Annotated in this window: 10 protein-coding genes, 2 tRNA genes and 1 pseudogene; 9 read left to right on the forward strand and 4 right to left on the reverse strand. The window is 64.8% G+C overall.

Annotation, left to right across the window (positions count from 1 at the left end; translation table 11 throughout):
* Nucleotide 1 precedes the first annotated feature (1 nt).
* From miaA to ACDI39_RS20465, 9 genes and pseudogenes are all read left to right on the forward strand, one after another.
* Nucleotides 2-973 (forward strand): tRNA (adenosine(37)-N6)-dimethylallyltransferase MiaA, encoded by a 972-nt coding sequence (miaA, locus tag ACDI39_RS20425; protein ID WP_225788948.1) that lies wholly within the window; start codon nt 2-4, stop codon nt 971-973.
* Between the two features lie 94 nt (nt 974-1,067).
* On the forward strand, nt 1,068-1,328 hold the full coding sequence (gene hfq / locus ACDI39_RS20430; RefSeq protein WP_196176002.1) for an RNA chaperone Hfq: 261 nt from the start codon (nt 1,068-1,070) through the stop codon (nt 1,326-1,328).
* Between the two features lie 12 nt (nt 1,329-1,340).
* On the forward strand, nt 1,341-2,642 hold the full coding sequence (gene hflX / locus ACDI39_RS20435) for a ribosome rescue GTPase HflX (protein WP_225788949.1): 1,302 nt from the start codon (nt 1,341-1,343) through the stop codon (nt 2,640-2,642).
* 96 nt (nt 2,643-2,738) lie between these two features.
* Nucleotides 2,739-3,917 carry an FtsH protease activity modulator HflK gene (gene hflK, locus ACDI39_RS20440; RefSeq protein WP_225788950.1) on the forward strand — a complete coding sequence of 393 codons (1,179 nt, stop codon included), beginning with the start codon at nt 2,739-2,741 and terminating at the stop codon, nt 3,915-3,917.
* Entirely contained in the window at nt 3,917-4,786 is an 870-nt protein-coding gene (gene hflC, locus ACDI39_RS20445; RefSeq protein ID WP_225788951.1) for a protease modulator HflC, read from the forward strand. The genes hflK and hflC overlap by 1 nt, the downstream gene beginning before the upstream one ends.
* Before the next feature lie 290 nt (nt 4,787-5,076).
* A complete protein-coding gene (locus ACDI39_RS20450; protein WP_225788952.1) occupies nt 5,077-6,264 on the forward strand; it encodes an ATP phosphoribosyltransferase regulatory subunit in 1,188 nt (395 codons plus the stop codon).
* Nucleotides 6,265-6,320: 56 nt separating this feature from the next.
* Nucleotides 6,321-7,613 (forward strand): adenylosuccinate synthase, encoded by a 1,293-nt coding sequence (locus ACDI39_RS20455; protein ID WP_225788953.1) that lies wholly within the window; start codon nt 6,321-6,323, stop codon nt 7,611-7,613.
* A gap of 1,032 nt (nt 7,614-8,645) precedes the next feature.
* Nucleotides 8,646-8,858, forward strand: a pseudogene (locus tag ACDI39_RS20460) (methyl-accepting chemotaxis protein); the annotation flags it as partial.
* A gap of 201 nt (nt 8,859-9,059) precedes the next feature.
* Nucleotides 9,060-9,764: a methyl-accepting chemotaxis protein gene (locus ACDI39_RS20465; RefSeq protein WP_486539018.1), complete on the forward strand. Its 705-nt coding sequence runs from the start codon at nt 9,060-9,062 to the stop codon at nt 9,762-9,764.
* 106 nt (nt 9,765-9,870) lie between these two features.
* On the opposite strand, the gene ACDI39_RS20470 is transcribed toward ACDI39_RS20465, so the two are convergent.
* From ACDI39_RS20470 to ACDI39_RS20485, 4 genes are all read right to left on the reverse strand, one after another.
* Nucleotides 9,871-11,436: an ABC transporter permease gene (locus ACDI39_RS20470; protein WP_225788955.1), complete on the reverse strand. Its 1,566-nt coding sequence runs from the start codon at nt 11,434-11,436 to the stop codon at nt 9,871-9,873.
* Nucleotides 11,436-12,449 (reverse strand): extracellular solute-binding protein, encoded by a 1,014-nt coding sequence (locus ACDI39_RS20475; RefSeq protein ID WP_225788956.1) that lies wholly within the window; start codon nt 12,447-12,449, stop codon nt 11,436-11,438. Before ACDI39_RS20475 ends, ACDI39_RS20470 begins: the two co-directional genes overlap by 1 nt.
* A gap of 218 nt (nt 12,450-12,667) precedes the next feature.
* Nucleotides 12,668-12,754 (reverse strand) — tRNA-Leu (locus ACDI39_RS20480).
* An 80-nt stretch (nt 12,755-12,834) separates the two neighbouring features.
* Nucleotides 12,835-12,921: transfer RNA gene (locus ACDI39_RS20485), tRNA-Leu, on the reverse strand.
* Nucleotides 12,922-12,932: the final 11 nt, after the last annotated feature.

Below are 12,932 nucleotides of genomic sequence, written 5' to 3' on the forward strand. Positions count from 1 at the left end.
GATGAGCGGCAAGCCCCCAGCGATATTCCTCATGGGCCCGACGGCGGCCGGCAAGACCGACCTGGCCATCGAGCTGACCAAGGTGCTGCCCTGCGAGCTGATCAGCGTCGACTCGGCGCTGGTCTACCGTGGCATGGACATCGGTACCGCCAAGCCATCGAAGGAAGTACTGGCCGCCCACCCGCACCGGTTGATCGATATCCTCGACCCGGCCGAGAGCTATTCGGCCGCGCAATTCTGCACCGATGCCCTGCAGGCCATGGCCGAGATCACCGCGCGGGGCAGGGTCCCGCTGCTGGTCGGCGGCACCATGCTGTACTACAAGGCCCTGGTCGACGGCCTGGCGGATATGCCGGCGGCCGATGCCGCGGTACGCGCCGAGCTGGAGGCCCAAGCCCGGGAGCTGGGCCTGGCCGAGCTGCATCGGCAATTGGCCGAGGTCGATCCGGAGTCGGCGGCGCGTATCCACCCCAACGACCCGCAGCGGCTGATCCGTGCCCTGGAAGTCTACCGGGTCAGTGGGCAGAGCATGACCGCGCATCGGCGGCGTCAATTCGCGGAAAGTCGCGAGGCAGACGCAGGCGCGGGCGGGCATTTGCCCTATACTGTCGCCAGCCTGGCCATCGCGCCTACAGATCGTCACATTTTGCATCAGCGAATTGCGTTACGATTTTCGCAGATGCTGGAACAGGGTTTCGTCGACGAGGTCCGAAAGCTGCGAGCCAGAAGTGACTTGCACGCCGGGCTGCCGTCTATACGGGCAGTGGGGTATCGGCAGGTCTGGGATCATCTGGACGGCAAGCTGACGGCCGAAGAGATGCGCGAGCGGGGTATCATTGCCACGCGCCAGCTGGCCAAGCGGCAATTCACCTGGTTGCGCGGCTGGTCCGGCGTGCATTGGCTGGATAGCCTGGCCTGCGACAATCTGTCCCGCACCTTGAAATACCTGGGGACCGTCTCCATATTGAGCTGAGTCCCTGCAAATGCCGTCTATTCTTGCGAAAGGGCGGCCGGAATTATCGAATTTTCTTGTTTTTCTACTATTGATCCTTACAGGAGTGCGGCATATGTCAAAAGGGCATTCGCTACAAGACCCTTACTTGAACACCTTGAGAAAAGAAAAGGTCCCGGTTTCGATCTACCTGGTCAACGGGATCAAGCTGCAGGGCTCGATCGAATCCTTCGACCAGTTCGTGGTGCTGCTGAAGAACACTGTCAGCCAGATGGTCTACAAGCACGCCATCTCGACCGTGGTACCTGCCCGTCCGGTTCGCCTGCCAAGCCCGTCCGATTCCGACCACGGCGACGCCGAGCCAGGCAACGCCTGATAGGAGCCTGCATTGTTCTTTGAGCGCCACGGTGGTGGTGAACGGGCCCTTCTCGTTCACTTGGAAGGTCAGAACCCTGAGGCGCGCGAAGATCCGCAGGAGTTTCGGGAACTGGCACTGTCGGCCGGAGCGGACATCGTTTCGCTGGCGACAGTGGCACGGCACCAACCTACAGCGAAATACCTGATTGGCAGCGGCAAGGTCGAGGAACTGCGCGACCTGGTCCACGCCGAGCAGGTAGACCTGGTGATTTTCAATCACACCCTCACGCCCAGCCAGGAGCGCAACCTCGAACGTGTCTTCGAGTGTCGCGTGCTCGACCGTACCGGGCTGATCCTCGACATCTTCGCCCAGCGGGCGCGTACCCATGAAGGCAAGCTGCAGGTCGAACTGGCCCAGCTCGAACACATGAGCACGCGGCTGGTGCGCGGCTGGACCCACCTGGAGCGGCAGAAGGGCGGTATCGGCCTGCGCGGCCCGGGCGAGACCCAGCTGGAAACCGACCGTCGCCTGCTGCGGGTGCGCCTGCGGCAGATCAAGGCACGTCTGGAGAAGGTGCGCAGCCAGCGCGAGCAGGCCAGGCGCGGGCGCCGGCGCGCGGACATCCCGTCGGTCTCGCTGGTGGGCTACACCAACGCCGGCAAGTCCACGCTGTTCAATGCCCTGACCGCTTCGCAGGTGTATGCCGCCGACCAGCTCTTCGCCACCCTCGACCCGACCCTGCGCCGGCTCGAGCTGGACGACCTGGGGCCGATCGTGCTGGCCGATACCGTGGGCTTCATCCGCCACCTGCCGCACAAGCTGGTCGAGGCATTTCGGGCTACGCTCGAGGAATCGAGCAACGCCGACCTGCTGCTGCACGTGATCGACGCCCATGAGCCCGAGCGCATGGAGCAGATCGAGCAGGTACTGGCGGTATTGGGCGAGATCGGTGCCGAAGGCTTGCCGATCCTCGAGGTCTATAACAAACTCGACCTGCTCGAAGATGTCGAGCCGCAGATCCAGCGCGATGCCGACGGCAAGCCGCAGCGGGTTTGGGTATCGGCACGTGATGGACGTGGCCTGGAATTGATCGGCCAGGCGATTGCCGAGTTGCTGGGGGATGATCTGTTTGTCGGAACCCTGCGCCTGGAGCAGCGATTTGCCCGCTTGCGCGCGCAATTCTTCGCTCTCGGCGCGGTGCAAGGCGAGGTGCATGATGAACACGGCAGCAGCCTGCTGAGCGTGCGACTGCCCCGGGTCGAACTCAATCGGCTGGTCAGCCGCGAGGGTATGGAGCCGCAGGTGTTCATCGAGCAACACACTTTGCAATAAATGCCCGTCGAGGTCGCCGGGCAGCCGTGACAGGCATTCTGTAGCATTGGACGGCGCGCCGTGGGCGCGTCTTTGCTTTATCAGATGGAGAGCGCTATGGCTTGGAACGAGCCGGGTGGCAACTCGAACAATCAGGATCCCTGGGGCGGCCGCCGTGGCGGTGGTGGTGGCGACAAGAAAGGTCCACCGGATCTCGACGAGGCCTTCCGCAAGCTGCAGGACAGCCTGAACGGCATGTTCGGCAGCGGCAAGAAACGCGGTGGTGGTGACAGGAACATCGGCAAGGGTGGCGGCTTCGGCTTGCTGGGCATTGGCCTGGCGGTGCTGGCTGCGATCTGGCTGTACAACGCCGTGTACGTGGTGGACGAGCAGGAGCAGGCCGTGGTGCTGCGCTTCGGCAAGTACTACGAGACGGTTGGCCCGGGCCTGAACATCTACTTCCCGCCGATCGATCGCAAGTACCTGGAGAACGTGACCCGCGAGCGGGCCTACACCAAGCAGGGGCAGATGCTCACCGAGGACGAGAACATCGTCGAGGTGCCGCTGACCGTGCAGTACAAGATCACCAACCTGCAGGACTTCGTGCTCAACGTCGACCAGCCGGAGGTCAGCCTGCAGCATGCGACCGACAGCGCCCTGCGCCACGTGGTGGGCTCCACCTCCATGGACCAGGTGCTGACCGAGGGTCGTGAGCAGATGGCCGTGGACATCCGCGAGCGCCTGCAGCGCTTCCTCGACAACTACCGCACCGGTATCACCGTCACCCAGGTCAACGTACAGAGCGCGGCAGCCCCGCGTGAGGTGCAGGAAGCCTTCGACGACGTGATCCGTGCCCGTGAGGACGAGCAGCGTGCGCGCAACCAGGCCGAGTCCTATGCCAACGGCGTGGTGCCGGAAGCCCGAGGCCAGGCCCAGCGCATCATCGAGGATGCCAACGGCTACCGCGACGAAGTGATCGCCCGCGCCAAGGGTGAGGCCGACCGCTTCACCAAGCTGGTCGCCGAGTACCGCAAGGCGCCCGACGTCACCCGTCAGCGTCTGTACCTGGAGACCATGCAGGAGGTCTACAGCAATTCGAGCAAGGTCCTGGTGGCGACCAAGGATGGGCAGAACAACCTGCTCTACCTGCCGCTGGACAAGATGGTCGAGGGCAGCCGCAGCAGCTCTGCCGCGTCGGGTGGCAGCGTACCGGCGTCGGTCAACGATGCGGCCGTGCGCGCAGCGCAGGACATGCAACAGCAACAACAGTCGCTGCGTTCTAGGGAGAGCCGCTGATGAGCAATAAATCGCTGATCGTCCTGATCGCCGCCGTGGTGCTGGCGATCGTGGCCTGGAACAGCTTCTACATCGTGGCCCAGACCGAACGTGCGGTATTGCTGCAGTTCGGCCGTGTGGTCCAGGCGGATGTCCAGCCGGGCCTGCATGTGAAGATTCCATACGTCAACCAGGTGCGCAAGTTCGACGCCCGCCTGATGACCCTGGATGCCCCGACCCAGCGCTTCCTGACCCTGGAGAAGAAAGCGGTGATGGTCGATGCCTACGCCAAGTGGCGCGTCCAGGACGCCGAGCGCTTCTATACCGCGACCTCGGGCCTCAAGCAGATCGCCGACGAGCGTCTGTCCCGTCGTCTGGAAAGCGGCCTGCGTGACCAGTTCGGTAAGCGTACCCTGCACGAGGTGGTCTCCGGTGAGCGTGACGCGCTGATGGCCGACATCACCGCTTCGCTGAACCGCATGGCCAGCAAGGAGCTGGGCATCGAGGTCATCGACGTGCGCGTCAAGGCCATCGACCTGCCGAAGGAAGTCAACCGCAGCGTGTTCGACCGGATGAGCACCGAGCGTGAACGGGAAGCCCGCGAGCACCGCGCCAAGGGTAACGAGTTGGCCGAAGGTATTCGCGCCGATGCCGACCGTCAGCGCCGGGTGCTGCTGGCCGAGGCCTATCGCGAGGCCGAGGAGACCCGTGGTGACGGCGACGCCCAGGCGGCCGCCATCTATGCCAAGGCCTACACCCAGGACGCCGAGTTCTATGCGTTCTACCGTAGCCTGCAGGCGTACCGCGAGAGCTTCGCCAGCAAGAGCGATGTACTGGTCCTGGATCCGAAGAACGAGTTCTTCCGCTTCCTGGACAAGAGCAAACCCTGATGCTCTGATTCGGGAGCGCCCCGCCTGGCAGCTAAAACACCAGTCGGGGTGCATCCTGAATGAAAAGGGGTGTATGATGAGGCAGCCGGGAAATTTCCCGGCTTTTTTGCGTCTGCAAGGTTGATTGGCAAACGGCCAGTTGACGGTTGGGTCAGGTCGCAAGGCAATTCGAGGGTATTGGGTACGGTGGTAGCGCTGGGATCGGTGCTGCCCGCTGCTGTGCGCCAATGCCTGCTTCACTGACGGCTCGCCTGCAGGCAAGCCGCCCGGACCAGAGGGGAAATGGCGTAATGGCAACGGTAGACCGCTGGCTGCTGCCAGATGGCATCGAGGAAGTACTGCCACCTGAGGCTGCGCGCATCGAGATCGCGCGCCGCCAGGTGTTGGACCTGTTCCAGAGTTGGGGTTACGAACTGGTCGTCACCCCGCATATCGAGTACCTGGAATCGCTGCTCACCGGTGCCGGCCAGGACCTGGACCTGCGGACCTTCAAGGTGGTCGACCCGCAGTCCGGTCGCCTGATGGGCTTTCGTGCCGACTTCACCCCCCAGGTGGCGCGCATCGATGCCCACACCCTGCGCCGCGAAGGCCCGAGCCGCCTGTGCTATGCCGGTAGCGTCCTGCATGCCCAGCCGCGTGCCCTGTCCACCTCGCGCAGCCCGATCCAGCTGGGTGCCGAGCTGTACGGCGATGCCAGCCCCACCAGCGACGTCGAAGTGATCAGCCTGATGCTGGCCATGCTGCAACTGGCCGATGTGCCGGACGTGCACATGGACCTGGGCCACGTCGGTATCTACCGCGGCCTGGCCCGTGCCGCCGGCCTCTCCGGTGCGGTCGAGCAGCAGCTGTTCGACGCCCTGCAGCGCAAGGCCAGCGACGAAGTGCATGCATTGACCGCTGACCTGCCGGCGGACCTGGGCAACATGCTGCGCGCGCTGAGCGAACTGTGCGGCGGCCGCGAAGTGCTGGCCGAGGCCCGCGTGCGCCTGGGCCGGGCACCGGCCAGCGTGCTGGCGGCTCTGGACGATCTGCTGGCGATCGCCGATCGCCTGGCCACGCGCTACCCGGACCTGCCGCTGTACTTCGACCTGGGCGAGCTGCGCGGCTACCACTACCACACCGGCGTGGTGTTCGCCGTGTTCGTCCCGGGCGTCGGCCAGTCGATCGCCCAGGGTGGGCGCTATGACGACATCGGCGCCGACTTCGGCCGGGCGCGCCCGGCCACTGGTTTCTCCACGGATTTGAAGACCCTGGTCACACTGGGGCGAGCGGAGGTCGTGCTGCCCTCTGGCGGGATCTGGATGCCCGACAGCGGCGACACGGCCCTCTGGCAGATGGTCTGCCAGTTGCGCAACGAGGGCCAGCGTGTGGTCCAGGCCCTGCCTGGCCAGCCGCTGAGTGCTGCCTTCGAGGCGGATTGTGATCGTCAATTGATTCAGCAGGACGGGCGCTGGCAGGTACTGCCGCTGACCCATTGAGATTCTTCGCCGGCAGCAGGCCGGCAACCAAGTTTGCGTGAATGAGGACAAGTGTTATGGGTAAGAATGTCGTCGTCCTGGGCACCCAGTGGGGTGATGAGGGCAAAGGCAAGATCGTCGATCTGCTGACCGAACATGCTGCCGCCGTCGTGCGTTACCAGGGCGGCCACAACGCAGGTCACACCCTGGTGATCAATGGTGAGAAGACCGTGCTGCACCTGATCCCCTCCGGCATCCTGCGTGAAGGCGTGCAGTGCCTGATCGGCAACGGCGTGGTCGTTGCCCCGGATGCCCTGATGCGTGAAATCACCAAGCTGGAAGAGAAGGGCGTACCGGTGCGCGAGCGCCTGCGTATCAGCCCGGCTGCCCCGTTGATCCTGTCCTACCACGTGGCCCTCGACCAGGCCCGCGAGAAGGCCCGTGGCGAAGCCAAGATCGGCACCACCGGCCGTGGCATCGGCCCAGCCTACGAAGACAAGGTGGCCCGTCGTGGCCTGCGCGTGGGCGACCTGTTCCACCGCGAGCGTTTCGCCGCCAAGCTCGGCGAGCTGCTGGATTACCACAACTTCCAGCTGGTGAACTACTACAAGGAACCGGCCATCGACTTCCAGCAGACCCTGGACGAGTGCATGGCCTACGCCGAGCAGCTCAAGCCGCTGATGCTCGACGTCACCGCCGAGCTGCACAACCTGCGTCGTGCCGGCAAGGACATCATGTTCGAAGGCGCCCAGGGCTCGCTGCTGGATATCGACCACGGCACCTACCCGTATGTCACCAGCTCCAACACCACCGCCGGCGGTATCTCCACCGGCTCCGGCGTTGGCCCGATGTACCTGGACTACATCCTCGGCATCACCAAGGCTTACACCACTCGTGTGGGTTCGGGCCCGTTCCCGACCGAACTGTTCGACGAGACCGGTGCCACCCTGGCCAAGCGCGGCCATGAGTTCGGTTCCACCACCGGCCGTGCCCGTCGCTGCGGCTGGTTCGATGCCGTCATCCTGCGCCGCGCCATCGACGTCAACAGCATCTCCGGCCTGTGCCTGACCAAGCTGGACGTCCTGGACGGCCTGGAAACCATCAGCATCTGCGTGGGCTACGAGGATGAAAACGGTGCGGTCATCGACGCCCCGACCGACGCCGACAGCTACATCGGCCTGAAGCCGGTGTACGAAGAGATGCCAGGCTGGAGCGAGTCGACCGTGGGCGCCAAGACCCTGGAAGAACTGCCTGCTAACGCTCGCGCCTACATCAAGCGCATCGAAGAGCTGGTCGGCGCGCCGATCGACATCATCTCCACCGGCCCGGACCGCAACGAGACCATCGTCCTGCGTCACCCGTTCGCCTGATCCGCTGCCTCGCAAGCTGATCGAACGCCGCGTTCCCGCAAGGGGCGCGGCGTTTTTCATAGTCCCCGAAAGTCTTGCTACGCAAAAAAGCCGACCCTGACAAACACAGTCAGTGCATTTGGCGTTTATGCCTGCTGCCTGCGGCACAACCCTTGCTGTAAGAAATGTCTGTAGTTGCCATCAAAATAGTGGCGCCAGAAACACGAGGGTTACAACGTGTCTGCCATCCTTTCACTGTTACGAAGCCGCCTCCTGCGGCCTGTGTTTGTTGCGCTCGGTATCGCTCTTCTGGTGCAGGTGCTGGTTGCCGTTGCACTGACCCGGAGCACGGTCACGGCCCTGGAAGCCGACCTGGGGGAGCGTCTGGGCAACGACAGCCGCAAGCTCGCCACGGAGCTGGAGCAGGCTGGCCAGGACGTGCGTTCAGGCCTCGACAGCCTTTCCGCCAGCACCCGCCAGCGCCTGAGCGCCGGGTTGTCGTCGCGCCTGGAGAGCGAGCAGCAGCAACTGCGCGCCACCCTGGAGAAGAACCTGAAGGACTCGGCCAACGACATGGCCGAATTGCTCGCCTCGGTCGCACCCCGGGCCATCTGGGACAATGACGTGCCGATGCTCTCGGACTTCGCCCGTCGTGCCCAGCGCAATCCCAACGTACTGTTCGTCATTTACGACGACGCCCAGGGCCAGCACCTGACGCGCTACCTCAACCGGCAGAACCCGATCAACCAGGCGCTGATCGAGAAGGGCCAGGGCGAGCGGGCATTGGACAAGGTGCTGGATGCCGCGCGCAAGGATCCATCCGTCTATTACGTCGAGGCCTCGATCAACCCCAATGGTGCCGAGATCGGCAAGGTGCTGATGGGGGTGTCCACCGCCGCTGTCGAGCAGGAACTCAAGGCCCTGGACCAGCGTTTCACCGCCTTGATCGCCAGCGGCGAGCAATTGGTGGGCGACAGCCTGGTAGCGGCGGCTGCCGACAGCGGCAAGGCCTTGCGCGCACGCCTGGAGACCGCACAGAACAGCGCCACGGCCATGCAGGCCAACACCGCGCAGACCGTCCGCGATGCCGCCGCCGAACTGCGCTGGCGCATCGGCCTGGGGTTGGTGCTGGTGGGCCTGGGTGTGCTGCTGGTGGTGGCGGTGGTCCTGGGGCGGCGAGTGGTCAGCAAGCTGCGCCTGCTGATCGCGGCCCTCGATGACCTGGCCGCTGGCGATGGAGACCTGACCCGGCGCGTGCCCCTCGACAGCCGTGACGAGATCGGCGACATGGCCTCGGCGGTCAACCGTTTCGTCGACAAGCTGCAGCCCATCGTCCGTGAGGCCGGTGAGGTGGCCCAGCGCACCGGCGTGGAAATCGGTGCCATGGCCCAGCGCAATGCCGGTGCCGATGCCGCCGCCGCGTTGCAGCGTGACGAGGTCGCGGCCAGCCTGCGCGATCTGTCGAGCATGGCTGACGAGGCCCAGGCCGAGAGCCAGGCCATGCAGGCCGCGTTGCAGCAGGTGGTCGACATCCGCCAGGCCACCGATGACAACAGCCGCGCCTCGACCCAGTTGGCAGGGTTGATCGAGAACCTCGCCGGGCAGGTAGAGACCGGCTCCGAGGTGATCGAGCGGCTGGCCAGGCAGAGCGAGCAGATCGAGGTGGTGCTGACGGTGATCCACGGTATTGCCGAGCAGACCAACCTGCTGGCGCTCAATGCGGCCATCGAGGCGGCCCGGGCTGGCGAGACCGGTCGTGGTTTCGCCGTGGTGGCCGACGAGGTGCGGGCCCTGGCGAGCAAGACACAAAGCTCCACCGGGGATATCCAGGCGCATATCGCTGCGCTGCAGCAAGGGGCGAAGGAGGCTGTGGCGACCATCGGCCAGGCGGGGCGCCAGGCCAGCGAGGGCTTGCTGGTACTGCGCGAGAACGAGCGTCGCCAGCAATCGGTGCAGGCCGCGGTGGAGCAGGTGCATGCGGCCATCGGCCTGGCCACCCGGGCCGCCGAGCAGCAGGCCCATGGCGCCCAGGCGGTGCGCGGGCGGGTGGAGAATATCCATGCCCAGGCCGAACGCTCGGCCGAGGTGGTGATGCAGACGACGGCCAGCAGCAAGGTACTGGATGACCTGGCGGCACAGTTGCGGGCCAGCCTGGGGCAGTTCCGCGCCTGAGGACCGAAGGCGGGGCTGCAAAGCAGCCCCAATGTCGCTCGACCGAAAACCGCATCATCCATGATCGGTTCGGCCCCCGTGGGAACGGGCTTGTCCGCGAAGAGGCCTACGCCTTGTTCAGGTACATCCGTGTGGTCAGCAGGTACACCGGCAGTCCCGACACCACGATCAACAGCGCCGCATAGGGCGCTGCCGCGGCGAACTCGACATTGGCCGTATGCGCCCACACTTCGGTGGCCAGGGTCGTCATGCCCGTGGGGCTGAGCAGCAGGGTGGCGGTCAGCTCCTTCATGGCATCGAGGAACACCAGGGCGAAGGCGGCGGCCAGGGCCGGGAAGATGATCGGCAAGGTCACCCGGCAGAAGGCACCAAAGCTGCTGGCACCGAGGGTGCGCGCGGCTTCCTCCAGCGTCGGCGAGGCCTTGTTCAGCGCCGTGCGCACCGGCGCCTGGGCCAATGGCAGGAACAACAGGGCATAGGCCAGCAGCAACAGCGCGGTGGTCTGGTACAGCACCGGCACATAGTGCAGGGCGAAGAACACCAGGGTCAGGGCGATCACCAGGCCCGGCAGGGCATGCAGCAGGTACGGCAGGCGCTCGGCCCAGAGTGCCAGTCGCCCCTTGTAGCGCACCACCAGGAAGCTGACCGGCAGCGCCAGCAGCACGCAGAAGCCTGCGCCACCGAGGGATACCGACAGCGACGTGAGCAGCGCCTTGCCGATTTCCGCGACCGGGAAGGCGGCCGAGGAACCGACGCTCAGCCAGTAGCCGAGCATGGCCAGGGGGATGCCGCTACCCAGCACCGCCAAGCCCAGGCAGAACGCCTGCGCCAATGGCATCCAGCCCCGCAGGCGCAGCGGTTGGGCACGGCGCGCCACGCCCTGGCCAATGCGCACGTGGCGGGCCTTGCCGCGTACCCGCAGCTCCAGCCAGAGCATCGCCAGGCACAGCGCCAGCAGCACCGCCGAGAGCATGGCGGCGTTGGCGTTGCTGAATTCCAGCTCGAACTGCTGGTAGATCGCCGTGGTGAAGGTCTGCAGGCCGAGGATCGACAGGGCGCCGAACTCCACCAGCATGTGCAGGGCGATCAGCAGTGCGCCGCCGAGGATCGAGGGCCACAGCAGCGGCAGGGTGACCTTGAGGAAGACGCCCCAGCGCCCGCAGCCCAGGGTGCGCGCCGACTCCTCCAGGGAAGTGTCGAGGTTGCGCAGGGTCGCCGCCACCGGCAGGAACACCAGCGGGTACTTGGACAATGCCATGACCAGGATCGCCCCGCCCAGGCCCTCGAAGTCGGAGCTCAGCGAGACCCAGGTGAAGCTGCTGACGAACGCCGGCACGGCGAACGGTAGGCACAGCACCACACCCCACAGGCGCCGGCCGGGCAGGTCGCTGCGTTCCAGCAGCCAGGCCAGGGCCAGGCCGACCACCATGCAGGCCAGCGTGACCCCGACCATCAGCATCAGGGTGTTGCGCAGCAAGCCCCAGACGAAAGGGCGCCAGAGCAGGCGCAGGGCTTCGTGCCAGCCGGCCTGCCAGGCCTTGAGGGCGACGTACAGCAGCGGCAGCAAGCTCATCGCCACCAGGAACAGGACAGGCAGCACCACCCAGATCGAGGGGCGCTTGCGGCGTGGCACGAAACGCGCCAAGGCCGGCTGGGGCAGGGCGGCAGTCATCAGAGCAGGCCGACCTCGCGCTCGAGCTCCAGGGCTTCCTCGGCATTGCCCAGGTCGGCGGGAGTGATCTTCGGCGGGCGCAGTTCCTCGAACGGCTTCAGGCCCTGGTCGGAGACCATGCCTTTGTGCAGCGGGTATTCGGCGGTGGTCTGGGTGATCACCCGTTGGCCTTCTTCGCTGGCCATCCAGTTGAGCAGGGCCTGGGCCTCTTTCGGGTGCTTGCTGGCCTTGACCGCGGCGGCGCCGGAAATGGTCACCAGGCCGCCAGCGTCGCCGTCGGCCAGGTAATAGAGCCTGGAGTCCAGTTGCCCGCGTTCGCGCTTGAGGGCATACCAATAGTAGTTGTTCACCAGCACAGCATCGACTTCACCCTTTTCCACGGCTTTCAGCGCGACCATGTTGTTGGTGTAGGTCTTGCCGAAGGCCTTCAGGCCGGTGAGCCAGTCCTCGGCTGCGTCACGCCCGTGCAGTTTGAGGATGGCCACGGCCTGCTCCTGGAACGCGCCGCTGGTCGGCACGAAACCGACCCGGCCGTCCCATTCGGGGTTGGCGAAGTCCATGACCGATTGCGGCAGGTCCTTTTCATCGATCTTCTTGGGGTTGAAGACGACCACGCGGGTGCGGGCGGTGACGCCCATCCAGGTACCGTTGGCGGCGACGTACTCCTTGGGCAGCATGTCCAGGGTGGCATCGTCGATCTTCGCCAGCAGGCCCAGCTCGCCCAGGTTGTTCAGCGGCGGCGATTCCTCGGTATAGATGACATCGGCTGGCGAGCGATCACCTTCCTCGATGATCTGGCTGGCCAGCTGGTTGCTGCTGCCCTTGCGGATATTGATGTGGATGCCGGTCTTGGCCTCGTAGGCCTTGGCGATGGCTTCGCCGATTTCCTTGTGCTGGCCGTTGTATAGGGTCAGGGTGACCGGTTCGTCTGCCAAGGCGGCCGGAGCGCCGATCGCCAGGCCCAGGACAGCGGCGGCCAGGATGCGCATCAGCGGTTGCGGGCGGATCGTCATGCGGGTACTTCCTCGCTTACGGCTACATATTTGGAAACAATGGTAAACGAAATCGTTTCTCAAGTGGCCGTGTGAGGGAAAATTCATGAGCAGACTATCGAATGAGATGGACTGCGGGGCCACTAGGAGATCGCCCCGTGGTCTGGACGATCTTTTTCATGTGGCTGATTAAATCGCGGGCAAGAAAAAACCCACTAGCAAGCTAGTGGGTTTTTATATGGTGCCCAGGAGAAGACTCGAACTTCCACGGCCGTTAAGCCACTGATACCTGAAACCAGCGCGTCTACCAATTCCGCCACCTGGGCAAATCTTTTACGTCTACAGCGTGCAAGATGCATCACTTGCTGAGTGACAGACAAACCTGTTATCTATCGCTCGAAAATTTTGGTGCCCAGGAGAAGACTCGAACTTCCACGGCCGTTAAGCCACTGATACCTGAAACCAGCGCGTCTACCAATTCCGCCACCTGGGCACATCGTCGAG

The organism is Pseudomonas sp. Tun-23181 (genome assembly GCF_057415455.1).